Annotated in this window: 27 protein-coding genes; 18 read left to right on the top strand and 9 right to left on the bottom strand. The window is 62.0% G+C overall.

Annotation, left to right across the window (positions count from 1 at the left end):
* Window positions 1–108 precede the first annotated feature (108 nt).
* Together KI241_RS15395 and KI241_RS15400 are read left to right on the top strand one after the other, a co-directional pair.
* Window positions 109–1,005, top strand: a complete 897-nt coding sequence (locus tag KI241_RS15395; protein ID WP_212802687.1) for a LysR family transcriptional regulator — start codon at window positions 109–111, stop codon at window positions 1,003–1,005.
* A 280-nt stretch (window positions 1,006–1,285) separates the two neighbouring features.
* Complete coding sequence (locus tag KI241_RS15400) at window positions 1,286–1,651, top strand: histone-like nucleoid-structuring protein, MvaT/MvaU family (protein WP_042731978.1); 366 nt, start codon at window positions 1,286–1,288, stop codon at window positions 1,649–1,651.
* Window positions 1,652–1,742: 91 nt separating this feature from the next.
* Here KI241_RS15400 and KI241_RS15405 read toward each other — a convergent pair whose 3' ends face one another.
* Window positions 1,743–2,276 carry a DUF4946 domain-containing protein gene (locus KI241_RS15405; RefSeq protein WP_123578936.1) on the bottom strand — a complete coding sequence of 178 codons (534 nt, stop codon included), beginning with the start codon at window positions 2,274–2,276 and terminating at the stop codon, window positions 1,743–1,745.
* A gap of 193 nt (window positions 2,277–2,469) precedes the next feature.
* On the opposite strand from KI241_RS15405, the gene gloA reads away from it, so the two are divergent.
* On the top strand, window positions 2,470–2,991 hold the full coding sequence (gene gloA, locus KI241_RS15410; protein WP_042731980.1) for a lactoylglutathione lyase: 522 nt from the start codon (window positions 2,470–2,472) through the stop codon (window positions 2,989–2,991).
* 90 nt (window positions 2,992–3,081) lie between these two features.
* Here gloA and ahpF read toward each other — a convergent pair whose 3' ends face one another.
* The 4 genes from ahpF to galU all read right to left on the bottom strand — a co-directional run bounded on the left by ahpF (window position 3,082) and on the right by galU (window position 8,070).
* On the bottom strand, window positions 3,082–4,644 hold the full coding sequence (gene ahpF, locus KI241_RS15415; RefSeq protein ID WP_212802688.1) for an alkyl hydroperoxide reductase subunit F: 1,563 nt from the start codon (window positions 4,642–4,644) through the stop codon (window positions 3,082–3,084).
* Window positions 4,645–4,768: 124 nt separating this feature from the next.
* Complete coding sequence (ahpC, locus tag KI241_RS15420) at window positions 4,769–5,332, bottom strand: alkyl hydroperoxide reductase subunit C (RefSeq protein WP_212802689.1); 564 nt, start codon at window positions 5,330–5,332, stop codon at window positions 4,769–4,771.
* A 197-nt stretch (window positions 5,333–5,529) separates the two neighbouring features.
* Entirely contained in the window at window positions 5,530–6,885 is a 1,356-nt protein-coding gene (gorA, locus tag KI241_RS15425; protein WP_042731982.1) for a glutathione-disulfide reductase, read from the bottom strand.
* A 345-nt stretch (window positions 6,886–7,230) separates the two neighbouring features.
* Window positions 7,231–8,070, bottom strand: coding sequence for a UTP--glucose-1-phosphate uridylyltransferase GalU (gene galU / locus KI241_RS15430; RefSeq protein ID WP_003182953.1), 840 nt, complete (start codon window positions 8,068–8,070; stop codon window positions 7,231–7,233).
* Window positions 8,071–8,303: 233 nt separating this feature from the next.
* Between galU and KI241_RS15435 the strand changes: the two genes are divergently transcribed.
* Both KI241_RS15435 and KI241_RS15440 read left to right on the top strand, forming a co-directional pair.
* A complete protein-coding gene (locus tag KI241_RS15435; RefSeq protein WP_042732064.1) occupies window positions 8,304–8,516 on the top strand; it encodes a hypothetical protein in 213 nt (70 codons plus the stop codon).
* Between the two features lie 116 nt (window positions 8,517–8,632).
* A complete protein-coding gene (locus tag KI241_RS15440) occupies window positions 8,633–8,914 on the top strand; it encodes a hypothetical protein (protein ID WP_042732071.1) in 282 nt (93 codons plus the stop codon).
* Between the two features lies 1 nt (window position 8,915).
* Here KI241_RS15440 and KI241_RS15445 read toward each other — a convergent pair whose 3' ends face one another.
* Entirely contained in the window at window positions 8,916–9,266 is a 351-nt protein-coding gene (locus KI241_RS15445) for a hypothetical protein (protein ID WP_047738900.1), read from the bottom strand.
* 198 nt (window positions 9,267–9,464) lie between these two features.
* On the opposite strand from KI241_RS15445, the gene KI241_RS15450 reads away from it, so the two are divergent.
* The 5 genes from KI241_RS15450 to ada all read left to right on the top strand — a co-directional run bounded on the left by KI241_RS15450 (window position 9,465) and on the right by ada (window position 12,643).
* A complete protein-coding gene (locus tag KI241_RS15450) occupies window positions 9,465–9,767 on the top strand; it encodes a DUF1883 domain-containing protein (protein WP_030142225.1) in 303 nt (100 codons plus the stop codon).
* A 16-nt stretch (window positions 9,768–9,783) separates the two neighbouring features.
* The gene (locus KI241_RS15455) at window positions 9,784–9,969 is read left to right on the top strand and encodes a hypothetical protein (protein ID WP_042732066.1); all 186 of its coding nucleotides are present in this window, start codon (window positions 9,784–9,786) and stop codon (window positions 9,967–9,969) included.
* Window positions 9,970–10,091: 122 nt separating this feature from the next.
* Window positions 10,092–10,814 (top strand): 2OG-Fe(II) oxygenase, encoded by a 723-nt coding sequence (locus tag KI241_RS15460; protein ID WP_042732072.1) that lies wholly within the window; start codon window positions 10,092–10,094, stop codon window positions 10,812–10,814.
* Window positions 10,801–11,481 (top strand): DNA oxidative demethylase AlkB, encoded by a 681-nt coding sequence (gene alkB, locus KI241_RS15465; RefSeq protein ID WP_212802690.1) that lies wholly within the window; start codon window positions 10,801–10,803, stop codon window positions 11,479–11,481. Before KI241_RS15460 ends, alkB begins: the two co-directional genes overlap by 14 nt.
* A gap of 88 nt (window positions 11,482–11,569) precedes the next feature.
* Window positions 11,570–12,643 carry a bifunctional DNA-binding transcriptional regulator/O6-methylguanine-DNA methyltransferase Ada gene (ada, locus tag KI241_RS15470; protein WP_212802691.1) on the top strand — a complete coding sequence of 358 codons (1,074 nt, stop codon included), beginning with the start codon at window positions 11,570–11,572 and terminating at the stop codon, window positions 12,641–12,643.
* On the opposite strand, the gene KI241_RS15475 is transcribed toward ada, so the two are convergent.
* Window positions 12,607–13,095, bottom strand: a complete 489-nt coding sequence (locus tag KI241_RS15475) for a GyrI-like domain-containing protein (protein ID WP_042732069.1) — start codon at window positions 13,093–13,095, stop codon at window positions 12,607–12,609. The two genes, ada and KI241_RS15475, sit on opposite strands and share 37 nt — an antisense overlap.
* A gap of 147 nt (window positions 13,096–13,242) precedes the next feature.
* On the opposite strand from KI241_RS15475, the gene KI241_RS15480 reads away from it, so the two are divergent.
* From KI241_RS15480 to KI241_RS15510, 7 genes are all read left to right on the top strand, one after another.
* Window positions 13,243–14,322 (top strand): nitronate monooxygenase family protein, encoded by a 1,080-nt coding sequence (locus KI241_RS15480; RefSeq protein WP_047738902.1) that lies wholly within the window; start codon window positions 13,243–13,245, stop codon window positions 14,320–14,322.
* 205 nt (window positions 14,323–14,527) lie between these two features.
* Complete coding sequence (modA, locus tag KI241_RS15485) at window positions 14,528–15,280, top strand: molybdate ABC transporter substrate-binding protein (protein WP_042730358.1); 753 nt, start codon at window positions 14,528–14,530, stop codon at window positions 15,278–15,280.
* Window positions 15,281–15,961 (top strand): molybdate ABC transporter permease subunit, encoded by a 681-nt coding sequence (gene modB, locus KI241_RS15490; RefSeq protein WP_042730357.1) that lies wholly within the window; start codon window positions 15,281–15,283, stop codon window positions 15,959–15,961. It abuts the gene before it with no gap.
* Window positions 15,962–15,964: 3 nt separating this feature from the next.
* A complete protein-coding gene (gene modC, locus KI241_RS15495; RefSeq protein WP_042730356.1) occupies window positions 15,965–17,044 on the top strand; it encodes a molybdenum ABC transporter ATP-binding protein in 1,080 nt (359 codons plus the stop codon).
* A 196-nt stretch (window positions 17,045–17,240) separates the two neighbouring features.
* On the top strand, window positions 17,241–18,296 hold the full coding sequence (locus KI241_RS15500) for a DNA topoisomerase IB (RefSeq protein WP_042730355.1): 1,056 nt from the start codon (window positions 17,241–17,243) through the stop codon (window positions 18,294–18,296).
* Window positions 18,297–18,402: 106 nt separating this feature from the next.
* Window positions 18,403–18,966 carry an ATP-dependent Clp protease proteolytic subunit gene (locus tag KI241_RS15505; protein ID WP_042730354.1) on the top strand — a complete coding sequence of 188 codons (564 nt, stop codon included), beginning with the start codon at window positions 18,403–18,405 and terminating at the stop codon, window positions 18,964–18,966.
* 217 nt (window positions 18,967–19,183) lie between these two features.
* Entirely contained in the window at window positions 19,184–19,366 is a 183-nt protein-coding gene (locus tag KI241_RS15510) for a general stress protein (RefSeq protein ID WP_042730353.1), read from the top strand.
* 182 nt (window positions 19,367–19,548) lie between these two features.
* Here the strand turns inward: KI241_RS15510 and KI241_RS15515 are convergent, their stop codons facing one another.
* Both KI241_RS15515 and KI241_RS15520 read right to left on the bottom strand, forming a co-directional pair.
* Entirely contained in the window at window positions 19,549–20,307 is a 759-nt protein-coding gene (locus tag KI241_RS15515) for an OBAP family protein (RefSeq protein ID WP_042730352.1), read from the bottom strand.
* A 117-nt stretch (window positions 20,308–20,424) separates the two neighbouring features.
* Entirely contained in the window at window positions 20,425–20,958 is a 534-nt protein-coding gene (locus tag KI241_RS15520) for a DUF3087 family protein (RefSeq protein ID WP_042730351.1), read from the bottom strand.
* A 217-nt stretch (window positions 20,959–21,175) separates the two neighbouring features.
* On the opposite strand from KI241_RS15520, the gene ppnN reads away from it, so the two are divergent.
* Entirely contained in the window at window positions 21,176–22,549 is a 1,374-nt protein-coding gene (gene ppnN / locus KI241_RS15525) for a nucleotide 5'-monophosphate nucleosidase PpnN (RefSeq protein ID WP_042730350.1), read from the top strand.
* The last annotated feature ends 145 nt before the right edge of the window (window positions 22,550–22,694 follow it).

The raw sequence follows: 22,694 nt of genomic DNA on the forward strand, positions 1-22,694 counted from the left end.
AATCGAACCGTGTCGAGGGGCGCTTGCTTCCTCACCACGGTATCGGACGGGGCTGGGATGCCGTATTGTTTGCCTCATGCCTGATCATCGTAAAATGAGCATTCACTCATGACCCTCACCCAACTGGAAATCTTCTCCGTGGTCGCCGAGCTGAGGGGGTTTACCGCTGCGGCTACCCGCCTGGGCATCAGCCAGTCGGCGGTATCCCACGCCATCAAGGCGCTGGAGCAGGAGTTGGGGGTGGAACTGCTCCGACGTCACCAGGCCCCGGTGGAGCTCAGCGACATCGGTCAGCAGTTACTGCCGCGGGCACGGGCCATGCTCGGGTTGGCCAACACATTGCGCCAGGAAGCCGCCGATGCCCGGGGCATGCGCCGTGGCACGTTGCGCATCGGCTCGTTCGGGCCGACGTCGTCCATGAAACTGCTGCCCGCCCTCCTGCAGCGCTACCGTGCCTTGCATCCGGGGATCGAAGTACACATCGACGAAGGGTCGGACCGCCAGGTCATTCAATGGCTGGACGAGCGGCGGATCGACGTCGGCTTCGTGGTGCTTCCCGAAGACCGCTTCGACACCGTTCAATTGCTGGAAGACCAGATGGTCGCGCTGCTGCCCACGCAGCATCCCTTGGCCGCCCATGCCAGCCTGAGCCTCAAGGATTTGTGCAACGACCCGTTCGTGCTCACCGAGGCTGGCTCGTCGGAACTGGTCATGCGGCTGTTCAATGCCGCCCGGCTCACGCCGAACGTGCGCTTTCGCTGCTCGCAATTGCTCAGCACCCTGGACGTGGTACGACGGGGCGAAGCGCTGAGCGTGGTATCCGAAGGCTCGCTGCCGGCGAGCGGAAACCCGGGTTTTGTCGCTCGCCCCCTGGCACCGCCGATCCCCCGCCAGATTGGCCTGGCGGTCCTGGACAGTCGCCAGGCGTCACCGGCCACCCTGGCGTTCATCGAACTGGCGAGGCAATCATTGCGCGGTCCGCGCGGGCAACTTCCACAACCTTAACTACTTGCAATTGATTAGCCATCAAGACTACTTGAAGCACCCGGCATAAGGCTAACTGCCCACCGTCGAGACATTGACGCCAGCGTTTCATTCATAAATACCGGCGCTATTGTTACATGGAGAAAAAGTTACGATTTACACTTTCGGGATTAACTACTACAATTTTTTTACCTGTGCTAGATAGCAGGAGAGTCATTTATCACCGAGTCGCTTCAAGCGCTTGGCTTGTGGCTTTGTTTGCGGTTGATATCAGCCAAACATTCTGATTGGAGTAACGATTTTGTCCAGACTCGCTGAATTTCGTGCAGCCGAAAAGGCCCTTCAAGAACAGCTCAAGCAGCTGGAATCACTGAAGAACGACGCCGGGCTCAAGAAAGAAATCGAATTCGAAGAAAAGCTCCAGGGACTGATGAAAACCTACGGCAAGAGCCTGCGCGACATCGTCGCGATCCTCGACCCGAACCCGTCCAAGGCCAGCCTGCAATCGAACAAACCCACCAAGACCCGCCGTGCGCGAGTGGTGAAGGTCTACCAGAACCCGCACACGGGCGAACTGATCGAGACCAAGGGCGGCAACCACCGCGGCCTGAAAGCCTGGAAAGAACAGTATGGCGCGGCCACTGTCGATTCCTGGTTGCGTGGCTGACAGCAAACGGCCTGCAAAAAAGCCCTGAATCATTCAGGGCTTTTTTATGGAGCACACTTTTGTTTAACACCGGCACATTGCGCTGAACGCCTTATAGTTTCAGGCTGTTTCGTACCGACTGCACTTCATCCTGGCTTTCAACAAATACCTGTGCCTGTCCCGCATAGGACAGCACATAAGCCTTACCCCCATTTAGTGCCGCAACGAGAGCCTGGGACAATACGTGTCGTCCGTTCTGGGTGATGGTGCAAGTGGTTTCCAATGCTGTTACTCCACCCAACATGGCGGCATGGATCTTATTGCAGACACTTTGGTAACCGCCCTGGAAAAAATCCTTCTGGATGGACTTGCGCATTTCCAGCAACACGCCTTGCAAGTTGACCTGATGATCAAGCTCGACGGGGGTCGTGGTCAGTTCCATAACCATCACTGCATTGCCGGCCGAATCGTTTTTAGTGGCTCGCTGGCGCAGGGTGCCCACTGCTGCCGGAGCATCGGTGGCGGCGGGCAGCGGTTCGACGACCCAGCCCTGGGGCCACGCCACCTGCGGCTCGTCCGCCTGGACGCCGGTGCCCGCAACGGTGGCAATGAGCAGGACAAACAGCGAAAGGAACGGTCGAATCATTGCGTTGGCACTCAAGGACGAAGCGTAAAGTCTGAAGCCCGCCGCCGGACCAGGCAATAGCCACGCGCGGTTTGGCGATGCCGCGCCCCTTGCGTATCATGGGCACGCCTGCAAGGAAGCCGTTTTACGCAAGCCCAGGAACCGTCGCGGCCTGCTGCGACGGCGTTTGCCCCACTTATTTTCCGGAGGGCCCATGAGCCTGCACGAACTCGATACTTTCCCTGGCGTCACCGCCCAACCGGACGCCGCCACGGCCCAATTCGTCTTCAACCACACCATGCTGCGAGTCAAGGACATCACCAGGTCCCTGGACTTCTACACCCGTGTGCTGGGTTTTTCCCTGGTGGAGAAACGCGACTTCCCGGAGGCCGAATTCAGCCTGTACTTCCTGGCCCTGGTGGACAAGAAACAGATCCCGGCAGATGCCGCGGCGCGCACCGAATGGATGAAGTCGATCCCTGGCATCCTCGAACTGACCCACAACCATGGCACCGAAAACGACCCGGCGTTCGCCTACCACAATGGCAACACCGACCCTCGCGGGTTCGGCCATATCTGCATCTCGGTGCCGGACGTCGTCGCGGCTTGCGAGCGTTTTGAAGCACTGGGCTGCGACTTCCAGAAGCGCCTGAGCGATGGTCGCATGAAAAGCCTCGCGTTCATCAAGGACCCGGATGGCTACTGGGTCGAAATCATCCAGCCGGCGCCGCTGTGAACCTCACCACCGCTCCCACTGGGTGATGCATGATCCAAAACAAAACCCCATGGGCCAGGCCCATGGGGTTTTGTTTTTTCCAGCGACAACCTACGCCGGCGCAGAGGTACGGATCAGGTGGTCGAAGGCACTCAGCGAGGCCTTGGCGCCCTCGCCCACCGCGATCACGATCTGCTTGTACGGCACGGTGGTCACATCACCGGCGGCGAACACGCCCGGGATCGAGGTTTCCCCTCGGGCATCGACGATGATCTCGCCACGCGGGGACAGCTCCACAGTGCCTTTGAGCCAGTCGGTGTTAGGCAACAGGCCGATCTGCACGAAGATCCCTTCCAGCGCCACGTCCCGCACGTCACCACTTGGACGATCTTTGTAGCGCAGGCCGTTGACCTTCTGGCCGTCGCCCGTCACTTCAGTGGTCTGGGCGTTGGTGATCACGGTCACGTTCGGCAGGCTGTGCAGTTTACGCTGCAACACCGCGTCGGCCCGCAATTGCACATCGAACTCCAGCAAGGTGACGTGGGCGACGATACCGGCCAGGTCGATGGCCGCTTCGACACCGGAGTTACCGCCGCCGATCACCGCCACACGCTTGCCCTTGAACAGCGGACCGTCGCAATGCGGGCAGTACGCCACGCCCTTGTTGCGGTACTGCTGCTCGCCCGGCACGTTCATTTCGCGCCAGCGGGCACCGGTCGCCAGGATCACCGTCTTGGCCTTGAGGCTCGCGCCACTGGCGAACCTGACTTCGTGCAGCGCGCCGTCCTGCCCCGGCACCAGCGCCTCGGCGCGTTGCAGGTTCATGATGTCCACGTCGTATTGCTTGACGTGCTCCTCCAGGGCGACCGCCAGTTTCGGCCCTTCGGTTTCCTGGACCGAGATGAAATTCTCGATCGCCATGGTGTCGAGCACCTGGCCGCCGAAGCGCTCGGCCGCCACACCCGTGCGGATGCCTTTGCGAGCCGCGTAGATCGCCGCCGAAGCGCCAGCCGGCCCACCGCCGACCACCAATACATCGAAAGCGTCCTTGGCGCTGATTTTCTCAGCCTGGCGTTCGATGCCGCTGGTGTCGATCTTGGCCAGGATTTCTTCCAGGCCCATGCGGCCCTGGCCGAAGTTCACGCCGTTGAGGTACACGCTCGGCACGGCCATGATCTGACGCTCATCAACCTCAGCCTGGAACAGCGCACCGTCGATGGCCACGTGGCGGATATTCGGGTTCAGCACCGCCATCAGGTTCAGCGCCTGGACCACGTCCGGGCAGTTCTGGCACGACAGCGAGAAATACGTCTCGAAGTTGAATTCGCCCTTGAGTGCGCGAATCTGTTCGATGACTTCAGCACTGGCCTTCGACGGGTGGCCGCCGACTTGCAGCAAGGCCAGTACCAGCGAAGTGAATTCATGGCCCATGGGGATACCGGCAAAGCGCAGGCTGATCTCGGCTCCCGGGCGATTCAACGAGAACGATGGCTTGCGCGCATCGGTGCCGTTGTCGAGCAAGGTAATCTTGTCGGAAAGACTGGCAACGTCTTTGAGTAAGGCGAGCATTTCCTGGGATTTCGCACCGTCGTCGAGGGATGCGACGATCTCGATCGGCTGGGTGACCCGTTCCAGGTATGACTTCAACTGAGCTTTAAGATTGGCGTCCAACATACGGGCGATTTCCATGTTTTGAATTCAGAAAAAAAACGCCCGAGCGAATCTCGCCCGGGCGTTTTTGGGGGCGAAGCGGCTTACTTAGATCAAGAGCTGGTTCGCCCTCGGATGATGCATGGACTTAGATCTTGCCGACCAGGTCCAGGGACGGAGCCAGGGTGGCCTCGCCTTCTTTCCACTTGGCTGGGCAGACTTCGCCCGGGTGAGCGGCAACGTACTGGGCAGCCTTGATCTTGCGCAGCAGCTCGGAAGCGTCACGGCCTACGCCGCCGTCGTTGATTTCAACAATCTTGATCTGGCCTTCCGGGTTGATCACGAAGGTACCGCGGTCAGCCAGGCCAGCGTCTTCGATCAGCACGTCGAAGTTGCGGGAGATGGCCAGGGTCGGGTCGCCGATCATGGTGTACTGGATCTTGCCGATGGCTGGCGAGGTGTTGTGCCAGGCTGCGTGGGCAAAGTGAGTGTCGGTGGACACGCTGTAGATCTCGACGCCCAGTTTCTGGAACTCGGCGTAGTTGTCGGCCAGGTCTTCCAGTTCGGTTGGGCAAACGAAGGTGAAGTCGGCTGGGTAGAAAAATACGACAGACCACTTGCCTTTCAGGTCAGCGTCCGAGACTTCAACGAATGCGCCGTTTTTGAAGGCGGTAGCTTTGAACGGTTTAACTTGGCTGTTGATGATAGGCATCGATGTTTCTCCGTCAGGGTTGAAAAGTTGATGGAGAGAATCTTACCCACTCATTCCCGGCCTGGCTCATTGGCAAAGCTCATGCGAATGATTGGTTTTGGCTATCAGGAAACGCTATAGATAGAAGAAATCTGTGGGCGACGGCGAAGGCTGCGATCCGACGTGCTTGCACGAAAGATCGCAGCCTTGTTGGCGCATCAGGCGGTGGGCGTACGCAGGGTAACGAACTCTTCGGCGGCCGTCGGATGCACGCCAATGGTTTCGTCAAAATCACGCTTGGTGGCGCCGGCCTTGAGCGCGATGGCCAGGCCCTGGACGATCTCGCCAGCATCCGGGCCGACCATGTGGCAGCCCAGCACCTTGTCGGTGTGGGCATCGACCACCAGTTTCATCAGGGTGCGTTCCTGACAGTCGGTCAGGGTCAGCTTCATCGGCCGGAAACGGCTTTCGAAAATCTGCACCGGGTGGCCTGCCTCTCGGGCCTGTTCCTCGGTCAGGCCCACCGTGCCGATGTTCGGCAGGCTGAACACGGCCGTGGGGATCATCCGGTAGTCCACCCGGCGATACTGCTCAGGCTTGAACAGCCGCCGCGCCACGGCCATGCCCTCGGCCAGGGCGACCGGCGTGAGCTGGACGCGACCGATCACATCGCCAATGGCCAGAATCGAAGGCTCGGCGGTTTCGTACTGTTCGTTCACCTGCACAAAGCCTTTGTCGTCCAGGGTCACGCCGGTGTTTTCCAGGCCGAGGTTGTCGAGCATCGGACGTCGACCGGTGGCGTAGAACACGCAATCGGTGAGCAAGGTACGACCGTCCTTGAGCGTGACCTTGAGGCTGCCGTCATCCAGCTTGTCGATGCGCTCGATATCGGCGTTGAACTGCAGGTCCAGGCCGCGGCGCGTCAGCTCTTCGGCCAGGTGCTTGCGCACCGCGCCGTCAAAGCCGCGCAGGAACAGCTCGCCGCGATAGAGCAGCGACGCTTGCGCGCCCATGCCATGGAAAATCCCGGCGAACTCCACCGCAATGTAGCCACCGCCGACCACGATGACCCGCTTGGGCAGTTCCTTGAGGAAGAAGGCCTCGTTGGAACTGATGGCATGCTCGCGCCCGGGAATGTCCGGGATCATCGGCCAGCCGCCCGTGGCAATCAGGATGTGCCTGGCGGTGTAGCGCTGGCCATTGATCTCGACTTCATTGGGCCCGGTCAGCCGTGCATGGCCTTCGTGCAGCACCACGCCGCTGTTGACCAGCAAATTGCGGTAGATGCCGTTCAGACGGCTGATTTCGCGGTTCTTGTTGGCGATCAACGTGGCCCAATCGAAGCTTGCCTCGCCGGCGGTCCAGCCATAGGCCGAAGCCTGTTCGAAGTCCTCGGCAAAGTGTGCGCCGTAGACCAGCAGCTTCTTCGGCACACAGCCGACGTTCACACAGGTCCCGCCCAGGTAACGGCTCTCCGCCACGGCCACCTTGGCGCCAAAACCGGCGGCGAACCGCGCGGCCCGCACCCCACCGGAACCGGCGCCAATCACGTACAAGTCAAAATCGTAGGCCATTTTCTATCTCCTTCGGCAGGCCATCAGCATACCTGCTGTTACTGGCCAGCGTTGCGTTTCGATAGTTATGGGGATGGAAAATAAAAAATGCCAGCCCGAGCAGACGAGGCCCACCGCTCAGGTAGCAATCCCGAATCAATTGTGGCGAGGGGATTTATCCCCGTTGGGGCGCGAAGCGGCCCTGAACCAGATGAACCGGTAGATTGCGTTGACAGCCTGGGGCTGCTTCGCAGCCCAACGGGGATAAATCCCCTCGCCACATTTTGTATGGGGAGCGCCTTTCACCAGGCAAAAAAAAACGCCCCGAACCAGTCGGGGCGTTTTTTCAAGGCGTGGCGCAGACGATCAGTAAGCCTTGCCCGTCTTGTAGAAGTTCTCGAAGCAGAAGTTGGTCGCGTCAATGTAGCCTTCGGCGCCGCCGCAGTCGAAACGCTTGCCCTTGAACTTGTAGGCCATGACGCAGCCGTTCTGGGCCTGCTTCATCAGGGCGTCGGTGATCTGGATTTCGCCGCCCTTGCCTGGCTCGGTCTGTTCGATCAGGTCGAAGATGTCCGGGGTCAGGATGTAGCGGCCGATGATCGCCAGGTTCGACGGGGCGTCTTCTGGCTTTGGTTTTTCAACCATGCTGTGTACGCGGTAGATGTCGTCGCGGATCATTTCGCCGGCGATGACGCCGTACTTGTTGGTTTCCTGCGGGTCGACTTCCTGGATTGCAACGATGGAGCAGCGGAACTGCTTGTACAGCTTGACCATCTGGGTCAGCACGCCGTCGCCTTCGAGGTTGACGCACAAGTCGTCCGCCAGGACCACGGCGAACGGTTCGTCACCGATCAGCGGGCGACCGGTCAGGATCGCGTGGCCCAGGCCTTTCATTTCGGTCTGGCGGGTGTAGGAGAACGAGCACTCGTCCAGCAGTTTGCGGATACCGACCAGGTACTTTTCCTTGTCGGTGCCCTTGATCTGGTTTTCCAGCTCGTAGCTGATGTCGAAATGGTCTTCCAGCGCGCGCTTGCCACGGCCAGTCACAATGGAGATTTCCGTCAGGCCCGCATCGAGGGCCTCTTCGACGCCGTACTGGATCAGTGGCTTGTTCACCACCGGCAGCATTTCTTTAGGCATGGCTTTAGTCGCTGGCAGGAAGCGAGTACCGTAACCGGCTGCTGGGAACAAGCATTTCTTGATCATATAAGTCCTTGAAAAGGCGGTGTGTACGAGTTTCGGCGCAGTCTAATCAGGCGGCGGGAACCTTACAATGCCCACGCTGGCCAACCGATGCCATCATAGAGAAATAAAAAACGGCGGATAGTTCAATCGTCTTTCATTTCGATGGCTGCGGGGCTCCACTCTACGCTCATGAGCCCTGTTTGCGAGCATTTGACGTATCATGGCGACCTTGATCCCGCCAATGAGGCAGCTAGATGTCGGCAACAAGAAACGCAAACGGTTATTCGGTCAGCCAGGGCAAGGACGGCCAGTGGTGGATTATCAACTACCACGGTGAACAGGTGGCCGGCCCCTTGCCGACCAAGACGATGGCCGTGGAAGTGGCCGCAGTGTTCCAGGACGAGCGCCCTGCTCCCGCGGCCAAAGAGCGTGAGAGCGCCCCGGCCCGCCCTCGCCGCAAGAAATAAGCAGCCCAGCCTCAAGTAGATGCCTACCGGGCATCGAACGAGGCTGGTTTAGCTGTACCGAAATGGCCATTCGCTATAACCTCGCGACTGCCCTTTCCCTCTCGATGACGATCCCGATGAAAACACTTCTGGCGCTGTTTACAGTCCTGGCCCTGGCGGGCTGTGCCTCGGCGGAAAAAACCTACCTCGCCAACGGCGAGCAAGGCCTTAGCATCGACTGCTCGGGCGAAGCCAATTCCTGGGCCACATGCTATGAAAAAGCCGATGCGTCGTGCGCGGGCACCGGCTACCGCATCGTCGGCACCGATGGCACACCACAGGCAAAGGAAAGCGAAAAGACCCTGGGGGTCGATGTCGGCAACTACACCAGCCGCAGTGTCGTGGTGGTGTGTAAGTAACTCAGCCGGAAATACAGGCGTTGGCCGCGTCCTGCACATCGCCAGGACGCACCGGCACGTTGGACATGCTTTCGTGCAACTTGATGCTGCTGCCGCTGGAACGCTCGTCGATGTCGAACACCGCGGCCGGCAGGGACGACAGCTTGCCAGGAACGATCAGGCGCATGCCGTTCTTGTGCGGTTCCATCTGCAACGGGCCACGGCTGTTGGCCAGGTGGTCGGCAACGCACTTGGCGTATTCGTGGGGTTTCTTGCCGGAGATGACGCTCATGGTGGGCGGCGTCTGGTTGATGTCCGATACGGACGCACATCCACCCAAGGCCAATGCCAACACCCACACGCTGCGCTTCATATGTTTCCTCCGATAAAGATCGTCGGACAGTGCAAACGCTGTTTTTCTCCAGCGCCCACTGTCTTTTTTTGCGCTTCCTGCAATAAATGACCAAAGCCTGGGACGCGGGCCGGATATTACCCCTTGAGGCTGATAAACTGCACACCATTGTCCTTGCTATCGTTTGATTTTGTAGAAAAAGCCCTTCTGGAGGCGCCCATGAAATTCATCCACCAGCGCGAGCACCTGAACGAAGACGACATCGTCGTCATCGAATGCTCCCAAATGTGCAACATCCGGCTGATGAACGACGCCAACTTCCGCAGCTTCAAGAACGGCGGCCGGCACACCTACCACGGCGGTGCGTTCGATACCTTCCCGGCGCGGATTACCGCCCCGAGCACCGGTTTCTGGAACATTACCATCGACACCGTCAGCCGCCGGGCCATCAGCGTCACGCGCAAGCCGACCCTGACCCACAAGATCAAGATCATCCGGCGCTCCAGCTCCAAGCTGAGCTGAAGCATCCCCCACCTTCATGACAGGCAAAACCGTGGCCCAGACGACCAAATACGTCATCAAGTACAAGCTCAACGACGAACGTCGTTTCGAATTCGCGCAACTGGAAACCGGCACCCAAGAAGAAGCCCTGGCCGCTCTGCAGGCGCTGCACGGCAAGACCGACGATGTGATCACCGACGTCAAGGTCAGCAAGGCGCTGTAGGCACCTGTGCAGTTAGTGGTCCGGGAGAGAGGTGTGGCGAGGATTGTCAACGCAAGATCCGGGGTGGCAGGCGATGGAACGCTCGGCAAACTGGCCCATCCTACGCGTTCAGGTTGGTCATCATGCACCCTCTCCCCCCTTCGCTCGCCCACTCCCTCGCCGCAATCGACTGGCCAGCCCTGACAGACAGCCTCGATCAGGACGGCAGCGCTGTCGTGCGCAATCTGTTATCCGTAACGCAATGCCGACAACTCAGCGACTTGTACGCGCAGCCCGCGCTGTTCCGCTCCCGGGTGATCATGGCCCGTCACGGGTTCGGCCGCGGCGAATACCAGTATTTCCGTTACCCGCTGCCCGACATCGTCCAGCCACTGCGCGAATCGTTGTACCCGCTGCTGGTGCCGCTGGCGAACCGCTGGAATGAACACATGGGCCTGACGGTGCGCTACCCCACCACCCACGGCGACTTCATCCAGCGCTGCCATGCCGCCGGGCAGCAGCGCCCTACACCGCTGTTATTGCAATACGACCCCCAGGACTACAACTGCCTGCACCAGGATCTGTACGGCGAGCACGTGTTCCCGTTGCAAGTGGCGATCCTGCTGTCGGAGCCGGGCCGCGACTTCACCGGCGGTGAGTTCGTCCTGACCGAACAGCGCCCGCGCCAACAGTCACGGCCCCAGGTCGTCGATCTGAAACAGGGCGATGCACTGGTGTTTGCCGTGCACCAGCGACCGGTCCAGGGCGTTCGCGGGTATTATCGGGTGAACATGCGCCATGGCGTCAGCCGCGTGCACAGCGGCCGCCGCCACACCTTGGGAATCATCTTTCATGATGCGCAGTAACGACACGCCGGTCACCCTGGACCTGTTCGCGGACCAGGCCCCCACCACGTCCGGGCGGACCGAGCCGATCGGCCAGCAATCGTTCGTGTTGCGCGGGTTCGCCCTGCCATGGCTGGAGCGTCTGCTGCCCGCACTGGAAAAGGTATTGCAGGCTGCGCCCTTCCGGCAGATGGTCACTCCCGGTGGCTTTACCATGTCGGTGGCCTTGACCAGTTGCGGTGCCTTGGGTTGGACCACCGACCGCAGGGGCTATCGCTACACCGCCCACGACCCGCAGAGCGGCCAGCCCTGGCCCGAGATGCCGGGGGTGTTCCGCGAGCTGGCCCAAGCGGCCGCCCGCCACGCCCGGTTCGAAGGCTTCGAGCCGGACGCCTGCCTGATCAACCGCTACGTACCCGGCGCGCGGATGTCCTTGCACCAGGACAAGGACGAACGTGCCCTCGATGCGCCCATCGTCTCGGTCTCCCTGGGCTTGCCGGCGGTGTTTCAGTTCGGCGGGTTCGAGCGTGGCGACAAGTGTCAGCGCATCGCCCTGCTCCATGGCGACATCGTGGTCTGGGGCGGCGTCGACCGGTTGCGCTATCACGGCGTGCTCGCGCTCAAGGAAGGTCTGCACCCGGCCCTGGGCGCCCAGCGGATCAACCTGACCTTCCGCACCGCTGGTTGAGGGTGCAGAATTCGACCGCAAGACCCGGAGTGTCGTCGCCTCGCAGGCTCGCTACTGTAGGCAAAACGGGCCAATGGACAGAACGACCATGAACAGCACTTCGAAACACCTCGCCGCCGAACAGGATCCACGCTGGGCCGCCGTGCTCGCCCGCGACCCTCGCGCCGATGGGCAATTCGTCTATGGCGTGAAGACCACCGGGATCTATTGCCACCCCAGCAGCCTGTCGCGCCGGCCCAACCCGCGCAACGTCGAGTTCTTCGACACCGCGCAACAGGCCGAGGCCGCGGGCTACCGTCCGAGCAAGCGCACCGCCCGGGACCAGACCCAGGTCGCCGCCCAGCACGCCGCGCGCATCGCCAGCGCGTGCCGGCAGATCGAGACGGCCGAGACGCTGCCGAGCCTGAGCGAACTGGCGCAGCACGCGGGCCTGAGCCCATTTCATTTTCATCGAGTCTTCAAGGCGGTCACCGGCCTGACACCCAAGGCGTATGCCGCCGCCCACCGCTCACGCAAGCTGCGTGAACGCCTGGCCGACGGCAGCAGCGTCACCGACGCGCTGTACGACGCCGGGTTCAATTCCAACAGCCGCTTCTATGAGGCGGCCGACAAACTCCTCGGCATGAAACCCACCGACTACCGCGCCGCCGGCCAGAACACCGACATTCGCTTTGCCGTCGGCCAATGCTCCCTTGGCGCGATCCTGGTAGCACAGAGCGAGCGTGGCGTGTGCGCGATCCTCCTGGGCGATGACCCGGATGCCCTGGTGCGGGACCTGCAAGACAAATTCCGCCGCGCCAACTTCATCGGCGCCGACCGGGCGTTCGAGCAGTTGATCGCCCAGGTCGTGGGCTTCGTCGAAGCGCCGGCGTTGGGCCTGGACCTGCCCCTGGACCTGCGCGGCACGGCGTTCCAGGAGCGGGTCTGGCAAGCCCTGCGGGACATTCCACCCGGCAGCACCGCCAGCTACGCCGAGATCGCCCAGCGCATCGGCCTGCCCAAGGCCGTGCGGGCGGTGGCCCAGGCCTGCGGTGCCAACAGCCTGGCGGTGGCGATCCCTTGCCACCGGGTGGTGCGCAGCGACGGCAACCTGTCGGGCTATCGCTGGGGCGTGGAGCGCAAGCGTCAGTTGCTGGCGCGCGAACGCTCGTCGGGGGATTGAACGCCGATGTAGATCGCCACCGATTCAGGACCGCTGTAGACCTCGAAATCGGTGGTGAAACGGCGTACCGCTTGCGGGTTGTCGGCGAAATACGCCCAGATCAGGCCCCAGGTCTGGATCACGCAATCGGGCATCGGCCCCTTGGCCGAGAACACCAGGTAATCCCCGCCCTCGATGTCCACGGCGGGGTAGCCGGCGCTCGTCGCATCGACCTGCACGCCCGCCGTCACATCGAAGTGGCCAGTGGCGTCGGACTCATAGTTGGAATACACGCCGTAGACGAACGACTCCGACTGCCTGGCCGGGATCGCGTCGAACAAGCCTTCGGTGAAGAACCGCTGCCACATCGGGCCGATCCTGGCGGTGTCGGGCTGCTGCTCGTCGGCGTTGCGGGTGCGCACCTGCAGGCCGGCGACGCTGAAGGGTTCGACAGTCTTGAGTTTTACGTCCATGCCTCGGGCTCCTTGAAAGTGAACCTGCATGGTAACCCGCTCGCCATCGGGATCAAGCGCCAGGGCCGGATTGAAAAACTCGACTGGCCCTGGCCCGCTCACACCTGTTAAAACCGCTGTTTCCTTCTGCCGTCGGAGACCCGCACCATGAGCCAGTGGCCAGACACTCGCATCCTTGACCTGCTCGGTATCGAGCTGCCGATCATCCAGGGGCCACTGGCCGGGGTTACCGGGCCGGCCATGGTGGTCGCCACCTGCAATGCCGGCGGCCTGGGCTCGATGCCGGCGGCGATGCTCGACGTCGAGCAACTGCGCCAGGCGCTGACGAGCATCGGCGAACAGACCGACAAACCGTTCAACGTGAACTTCTTCTGCCACCAGCCGCCGGCGTTCGACGCACAACGCGCCGAGGCCTGGAAGCAGCGGCTCAAACCTTACTATCAGGAACTGGGCGCCGACTTCGACGCGCCGACGCCGGTGTCCAACCGCACGCCATTCGACGACGCGGCCTGCCGCGTGCTGGAGCAGATGCGGCCCAAGGTGGTCAGCTTTCACTTCGGCCTGCCGGAAAAATCCCTGTTGGCGCGGGTCAAAGCCACCGGCGCGAAAATCCTCTCTTCGGCCACCACCGTCGAAGAGGCGGTCTGGCTGGAACAGCAAGGTTGCGACGCGATCATCGCCATGGGCTACGAGGCCGGCGGCCATCGCGGCATGTTCCTCAGCGATGACCTCAACACCCAGGTTGGCCTGTTCGCCTTGCTGCCGCAGGTGGTGGACGCGGTCAAGGTGCCGGTGATCGCCACCGGTGGCATTGGCGATGCGCGCGGGATCGTCGCGGCGTTTGCCCTGGGCGCCTCGGCGGTGCAACTGGGCAGCGCCTACCTGTTCACGCCGGAGGCCAAGGTCAGCCCGTCCCATCACCGCGCGTTGCGTACCGCCAAGGAAAGCCAGACCGCCGTGACCAACCTGTTCACCGGCCGCCCGGCTCGGGGCATCGTCAATCGGGTGATGCGCGAAGTGGGCCCGATGAGCCCGCTGGCCCCGGCCTTCCCCCTCGCCGGTGGCGCACTGATGCCGCTGCGCGCCAAGGATGAGGCCGATTTCAGCAACCTCTGGGCCGGCCAGGCGTTTCCCCTGGGCCGCGAGTTACCGGCGGGCGAACTGACCCGGCGACTGGCCGATGAGACGCTGGCGCGGCTCCACGGCCCGGGTCGCGTCTTGGGTTGAGCGTCGCCGGGTAGAGCTGCTTCGCGAGCGAGCTCGCTCCCACAAGGGACCGGTTGAATCCAACACCCTCCCTGTGGGAGCGAGCTTGCTCGCGAAAGCTGCGCCGCTGCTTACGAACCTGTCGCAAAAAGTCGCATTCCGTTTGTCGGGCATTCGCTATATATTTCCGTATACAGCGAACTCACCCCACCCCTTGGAGTCTTCAATGCGTCCCACCCCTTTACTGCCGTTGTTGCTGAGCACCTTCCTGGCCGTCGGCACCGTCCAGGCCGATGAAGTACAAGTGGCGGTCGCCGCCAACTTCACCACGCCGATCCAGGCCATGGCCGCCGACTTCGAAAAAGACACCGGCCACAAACTGGTGGCGGCCTATGGCGCAACCGGCCAGTTCTACACGCAGATCAAGAACGGTGCGCCGTTCGAAGTCTTTCTTGCCGCCGACGACACCACCCCGGCCAAACTCGAAAGCGAAGGCGATACCGTCAAGGGCTCGCGCTTCACCTACGCCATTGGCACCCTGGCGCTGTGGTCGGCCAAGGACGGCTACGTCGACGCCAAGGGCCAGGTGCTCAAGGACAACGCGTTCCAACACCTGTCGATCGCCAACCCGAAAGCCGCGCCCTACGGGCTGGCTGCCACCCAGGTGCTGGACAAGCTGGGGCTGACCGCCCAGGTCAAGGGCAAGATCGTCGAAGGCCAGAACATTACCCAGGCCTATCAGTTCGTCTCCACCGGCAACGCCGAACTCGGCTTCGTGGCCTTGTCGCAGATCTACAAGGATGGCAAGGTGACCGGCGGTTCGGCGTGGATCGTCCCAGCCGAGTTGCACGACCCGATCAAACAGGACGCCGTAATCCTCAGCAAGGGCCGGGATAACCCCGCCGCCGCCGCGCTGGTGGATTACCTCAAGGGTCCGAAAGCCGCCGCCATCATCCAAGCCTACGGTTACCAACGCTAAATGCCACTGACCACCGCCGACTTCGCCGCCATCTGGTTGACCCTGAAACTGGCGTCGTTGACCACGGTGATCCTGTTGCTCGTCGGTACACCCATTGCCCTGTGGTTGTCACGGACACAGTCCTGGCTGCGCGGGCCGGTGGGTGCGGTGGTGGCACTGCCGTTGGTGCTGCCGCCCACGGTAATCGGCTTCTACCTGCTGCTGGCGCTGGGGCCCAACGGCTGGATCGGCCAGTTCACCCAGGCCCTCGGGCTGGGCACCCTCACCTTCAGTTTCACCGGGCTGGTCATCGGCTCGGTGATCTATTCCATGCCGTTCGTGGTGCAGCCGTTGCAAAACGCCTTTGCCGCCATCGGCAGCCGCCCCCTGGAAGTCGCCGCCACGCTGCGGGCCGGGCCCTGGGACACGTTTTTCAGCGTCATCCTGCCGCTGGCCCGGCCCGGGTTCGTGACCGCCGCGATCCTCGGCTTCGCCCACACCGTCGGCGAGTTCGGCGTGGTGCTGATGATCGGCGGCAACATTCCCGAGAAGACCCGAGTGGTCTCGGTGCAGATCTACGACCATGTCGAGGCCCTGGAATATGCCCAGGCCCACTGGCTGGCCGCGGCCATGCTGGTGTTTTCATTCGTGGTGCTGCTGGCGCTGTACTCCAGCCGCCGCAGCCGTGCCGGTTGGAGCTGATCGATGATCCACGCGCGTTTTCAGCTCGATCGCGGGGACTTTTCCCTCGACCTGGATGTGCAACTGCCAGGCCGTGGCGTGACTGCGCTGTATGGCCAATCCGGCTCCGGCAAGACCACCTGCCTGCGCTGCATCGCCGGTTTGGAGCGACCGGCACAGGGGTTCATCGAGGTCAACGGCGAGGTCTGGCAAGACGCCGCACGCCGGGTGTTCGTGCCGCCTCATCGACGAGCCCTGGGCTACGTGTTCCAGGAAGCCAGCCTGTTCCCCCACCTGTCGGTGCGGCACAACCTGGCGTTCGGCCTCAAGCGCATCGCCCCCGGCCAGCGCCGCGTGGTGATGGAACAGGCAACCGAGCTGCTGGGCATCGGTCACTTGCTCGATCGCCAGCCACACAACCTGTCCGGCGGTGAACGCCAGCGGGTCGGCATTGCCCGCGCCCTGCTGACCAGCCCGCAACTGTTGCTGATGGATGAGCCGCTGGCGTCCCTCGACACCCGGCGCAAGAACGAGATCCTGCCGTACCTGCAACGGCTGCACGATGAGCTGGACATTCCGGTGCTCTACGTCAGCCACTCCCAGGACGAAGTGGCGCGCCTGGCCGACCATATCGTCCTGCTCGAGGCCGGTCGCGCCCTGGCCAGCGGACCGATCGGCGAAACCCTGGCCCGCCTCGACCTGCCGCTGGCCCTGGGCGATGACGCCGGCGTGATGATCCAGGGCAAGGTCAGCGGCTATGACCCGGCTTATCAACTGCTGACGCTGAACCTGCCCGACAGCCAGTTGAACATCCGCGTGACCCACACGCCGCTGGGGCTGGGGCAACCGTTGCGGTTCAAGGTTCAGGCGCGGGACGTCAGCCTCAGTTTGGCGAACGATGCCCAGACCAGCATCCTCAATCGTCTGCCGGTCACGGTGGTCAGTGAGTTGGCCGCTGATAATGCCGCTCATGTGCTGATTCGCGTGGAGGCGGGTGGGACGCCGCTGCTGGCGCGTATCACGCGTTATTCCCGTGATCAGTTGAAGTTGCATCCGGGGCAGGCGCTTTGGGCGCAGATCAAGGCCGTGGCGGTGCTGGCTTAGGTCGCCGATCTACCATGGGAGCCCGCCTGCTGGCGAAGACGGCGGCACATTCAACCTCGATTCCAGCCGCCCCTCCGCTTTCGCGAGCAAGCTCGCTCCCACCAGGGTGACCGGCAGCTTGAGAAACTTGGCACGACCGCTCGGGCCCGCGGTCCATCCTCCATAGGCCACCGGATTTGCTGCCAAGGATTTTTTCATGCCCGACACCCTGTCCCCGGATGCCCTGCCGCCCGACCTGCATTACGTCGACGACACGGCGCCCGGCATCACCCGCAAGAAGTTGCGGGGCAAATTCTGTTATTTCGACCCCGCGGGCCAACGCATTACCGACGCGGCCGAGATCCAGCGCATCAATGCCCTCGTGGTGCCGCCGGCCTACACCGATGTGTGGATCTGCACCGACCCGCGCGGTCATCTCCAGGCCACCGGCCTCGATGCCCGTGGCCGCAAGCAGTACCGCTACCATCCGCGCTGGCGTGAAGTGCGCGACGCGGACAAGTATTCGCGGATGCTGGAGTTCGGGCGTGCCCTGCCCCGCTTGCGCAAGCGCCTGGAGGAAATCCTGGCCCAGCCCGGCTTCAGCCGCGACAAAGTCCTGGCGACGGTGATCACCTTGCTGGACGTGACCTTGATCCGGGTCGGCAATCCCCAGTACGCCCGCGAAAACCGCTCCTACGGCCTGACCACCCTGCGCAACAAGCATGTCGAGGTCAACGGCAGCGCCATCGCTTTCCAGTTCCGAGGCAAGAGCGGCGTCGAGCATCAGATCACCGTGAAAGACCGGCGCCTGGCGCGGATCATCAAGCGCTGCCAGGAAATCCCCGGGCAAAACCTTTTCCAGTACCTCGATGAAGACGGCGAGCGCCACACCGTCAGCTCATCGGACATCAATGCTTACCTCAAGTCCCTCACCGGCGCCGATTTCACCGCCAAGGACTACCGCACCTGGGCCGGCAGCGCGGCGGCCCTGGCCGGGCTGCGGGCCTTGCATTGGGAAACCGAGACCGAAGCGAAAAAACACGTCGCCGAAATGGTCAAGCAGGTCGCCCGGCAACTGGGCAACACGCCGAGCGTCTGTCGCAAATGCTACATTCACCCTGCGGTGCTGGAAGGTTTCCTGCTCGGCACACTGAAGGAACTGCCCAAGCCTCGGGTGCGCAAGGGCCTGAGCATAGAAGAAGCCGGGCTGACGATGTTTCTGAAGCGGGTGGCGCAAGCCACGCAAGCCTGCGAGGCGAAGTTCGGGTACTGACGGTCACGAACGACGGCTCGTCCATCAGGAACATCCGGCCGAGGCTGAACTCCCAAAACTGTGCGCTCGCGCAACACCACACGCGTGAAATCGACAGGAGTCTCCGATGTCCGAACACATTGTCCATTTTCATTGCCAGATCGATCAGGGGACCACCGAGCGCTTCCGCGACAATTGCCTGGAAGCCATCGAGAAAGGCGCGGACTCGCTGATGCTCAATCTGTCCACGGTGGGCGGCAGCACCAACTTCGGGTTTACCTTGTACACCTTCATCAAGTCCTTGCCGGTGCCGGTGCGTGCGGTGAACGCCGGCAATATCGAGTCGATGGGCATCGTCATGTACCTGGCCGCCAGCGACCGCACCACCACGCCCCATTCACGCTTTCTGATCCATCCCATGAACTGGTATTTCGGGCAGAAATCGGTGGATCACTCGCGCTTGCGCGAATACCTGTCCAGCCTGGACAACGACGTGGCGCGGTACGTGGAAATCTACGTCAAGGAAACCGCCGGGGCCGCCACTCAGCTGGATATCTTCAAGTGCCTGTGCAACGAGGAGCGGGTCATCCCGGCAGAGAACTCCCTGGCTTTCGGCATCGCCCATCGGGTCGAGCAGGTGGTGTTCCCGGCGGACGCCAGGCATTGGAAAGTCAGCGGCGGCGAAGATTAAGCGCGCGGCATCATTCAACATGATAGTGCCGTCGTTACTGATAAAAACCCTCAATCTCCAACAACAACGAAACGAAGCGGAAAAATAACACCTTAATTAAAAAAGTACGACCACTCGTCGCCAGCACAACGCTTTTTTTAAACTTACTCCGCCGCTGGCCTTTCACATTTAATGCGAGGCACGTTGCTCGCTTTAAACCACACTGAGGATTCTCGAAATGGCTAACAGCGGAAACAAAAACCCAGGCAACTTCGCAAATGATCGTGATAAAGCATCTGAAGCCGGTAAGAAAGGCGGACAGGCGTCGGGCGGCAACAACACCAACGACCGTCAGAAAGGCTCTGGCGCCGGCAGCAAAGGCAACGAACGCGGCCAAGGCGGCGGTGGCAGGAAGTCTTAATCCTTGAGATCCGCTGGGGCGCAGCCTGGCTGCGCCCTGGTGCCGGGGAATCAAACACTTGAGCGCTGCGCGGTTTTATCGTCAACTTCAAACAGAACAACACCGCCACCGCGTTTAAACAAATGCCGAACAACTATCCTTATAACAAACCGTCCCTTATGACAAACCGTCATAGCGACCTGTTATTCATGCGCGGGTACACCCGCCGGCCCCTTGATTTGAAATACCTGCCCTCTTTGCCAGGCGTCCGCGCCCTTATCTATCGCCGGGGTCTTTATACCGGCGCGGGCCGCTTTCCTGGCGTCGCTGTCCACGTTCATCCGACTGTCCCGCTCACGCACAAGTTGCGGGTCGATCTGGCCATCGGCGGTGAACCCCATCATCAATTGCGGCACGCCATAAGGCAGGGCCTGACCCGACTCGGTGTGCCAGGTATGCCAGGTCTTTCCGTAGGTGCCGATCAGGTTTTCCATCAGGCGGGTTTCGGCCACCTGGGGAATCCCGGGCGCGATCAACTGCCCGGACTTCACCTCATGCACGTGGCTATGCCAGAGCTGCTTTTCAGCGGCCGGCAACCCTTCGAACAAACGCTTGCTGATGATGTATTCCACCCCCATCAACTTGGCACCGGACGTATTGCCATCGAAGATCGCACACTGGAACACTTCCTCGTTCAGCGCCGAGCAGTAGTGATGCGCCTCCATTTGCCCGGACATCCGGCCGTTGTAGAAGTGGAAGCCGTCGAGGTAGGTGTCGAGCGCCCGCAGCGCAGGTTTGTCCTGCATCAGCCCCGCCCCCACTTCCAGCGCCGCGGTGGTCGGCGTTTTCGCCACTCCCGGCGCGCTCACTGGCGAGTCGGTGTTACCGCCCGCGCAGCCGGTCAAGCCGACCACTGCTGCGCACAGCACTGCCCACGTTGAATAAACGCTTTTACCTGGCATGTCGTTTCTCCTGTCCATGACAGGACATGAGAATGACGCTCGGTCACGCCGGTTTGATTTTCCTGGCGACCAACCGACGGGCGGATCCCCTCGACCCAGTGCCTGCCTCCGGGCCGATCAACGCCCGCCCGGCACGCGTTTAACCGCTTCGATCCAGGCCGGATCCAGGCGAGGTTGTTCGCCCTCCAGGCCCAGCGCCTGCATCTTCGCCAGGTGGTCATCGGCTTCGCGGGCCAACGAGCCCTGGTCGCTGGAGTTGGCGTCCAGCTGATGCATCTGGGCCAGACCCAGGTGATAGAACCGCAGCAGTTTCATCGCCGCCGGGTCCTCGGCCTGCACGCCGGCCTTCACCTTGTGCATGACATTGGTAACACTCATCAGGCTGCGCTTGAGCTGCCAACCGTACACCGCCGCGGCCATCCACGGCTGCGACCAGAAGTACCCGCGCAGCAATGCGACCATCGCCAGCACCGCGACGATCACGCCACCCAGATTGAAGCGCAGGTTGTCGCCTCCGGGCGTGCCGAACAGCATCACGGCCAGACTGGAGAGCAACATCGCCAGCGCCAGGAACGTCACGGCCAGGATGAAGGTGCTGCGTCGGGTCTGCTGGCGGTAGGTCCCGGCGTCCCACGGTTTGATCTCGAACATCGCGGGGTAATTTCCTTGTATGACATGAAAAGAGTCGCGCATTATCGCCTGCCCGGTCGATTTAGCTATGCTGGGGCGCATTGTGTGCGGCAACCGACCCGAAGGATCCGGATCAAAGCCCATGGCGATACCGCAAGGATCGTGCGATCTTTGCCCGTGGACGTATTTTTCAAGATGCCGCCTCTGTGTGCACGGCATCGTTTTCAAGGAACGCTGAATGACTCAAAGACATGTAATCAATGCCTCGGTGAGCCCAAAGGGCAGCCTGGAGACCTTGTCCCAGCGCGAAGTCCAGCAACTGAGTGAAGCCGGTTCCGGCAGTATCTACACCCTCTTCCGCCAGTGCGCCCTGGCTATCCTCAATACCGGCGCCCATGTCGACAACGCCAAGACCATCCTCGAAGCCTACAAGGACTTCGAGATCCGTATTCACCAGCAGGACCGTGGCGTGCGCCTGGAGCTGCTGAACGCACCGGCCGATGCCTTCGTCGACGGTGAAATGATCGCCAGCACCCGGGAAATGCTGTTCAGCGCCCTGCGCGACATCGTCTACACCGAAAACGAACTGGACAGCCAGCGCATCGACCTCAGCTCGTCCCAGGGCATCAGCGACTACGTCTTCCACCTGCTGCGCAACGCCCGCACCTTGCGCCCTGGCGTGGAGCCGAAGATTGTCGTGTGCTGGGGCGGGCACTCGATCAACACCGAAGAATACAAGTACACCAAGAAAGTCGGCCACGAGCTGGGCCTGCGCAGCCTGGACATCTGCACCGGCTGCGGTCCGGGCGTGATGAAGGGCCCGATGAAAGGCGCCACCATTGCCCACGCCAAGCAGCGCATCCACGGTGGTCGCTACCTGGGCCTGACCGAACCGGGCATCATCGCCGCCGAGGCGCCGAACCCGATCGTCAATGAGCTGGTGATCCTGCCGGACATCGAGAAGCGCCTGGAGGCCTTCGTGCGCGTCGGCCACGGCATCATCATTTTCCCGGGCGGTGCCGGCACCGCGGAAGAGTTCCTCTACCTGCTGGGCATCCTGATGCACCCGTCCAACCAGGACCTGCCCTTCCCGGTGATCCTCACCGGGCCGAAAAGCGCGGCGCCGTACCTCGACCAGTTGCACGCCTTTGTCGGCGCGACCCTGGGCGAAGCGGCGCAGAAGCATTACCAGATCATCATCGATGACCCGGCCGAAGTGGCGCGGCAGATGACCCAGGGCCTCAAGGAGGTCAAGCAGTTCCGCCGCGAGCGCAACGACGCGTTCCACTTCAATTGGTTGCTGAAGATCGACGAAGGCTTCCAGCGCCCGTTCGACCCGACCCACGCCAACATGGCCAGCCTGGGCCTGAGCCGCGACTTGCCGCCCCACGAACTGGCCGCCAACCTGCGCCGGGCGTTCTCGGGCATCGTGGCAGGCAACGTCAAGGACAAGGGCATTCGCCTGATCGAGGAACACGGGCCGTACGAGATCCACGGCGACCCCGCCATCATGGAACCCCTCGACCGCCTGCTCCAGGCCTTCGTCGCCCAGCACCGCATGAAACTGCCCGGCGGCGCGGCGTATGTCCCGTGCTATCGCGTGGTGACCTGACGGGTTTGCCCTAGGCTATGTACGAAATAGCCTGAAACTTGGTTATGCGGCGTTAAAAACCGGCTCGGAATGCTCATTGACAACCAGTCAAGTCGAGCGCGACCCCGGTCGTTCCTCGCCGGTTTTTGCCTTGCCTAACCTGCGT

It is taken from the genome of Pseudomonas sp. Cab53 (assembly GCF_018325965.1).
Lineage (GTDB): Bacteria > Pseudomonadota > Gammaproteobacteria > Pseudomonadales > Pseudomonadaceae > Aquipseudomonas > Aquipseudomonas chlororaphis_E.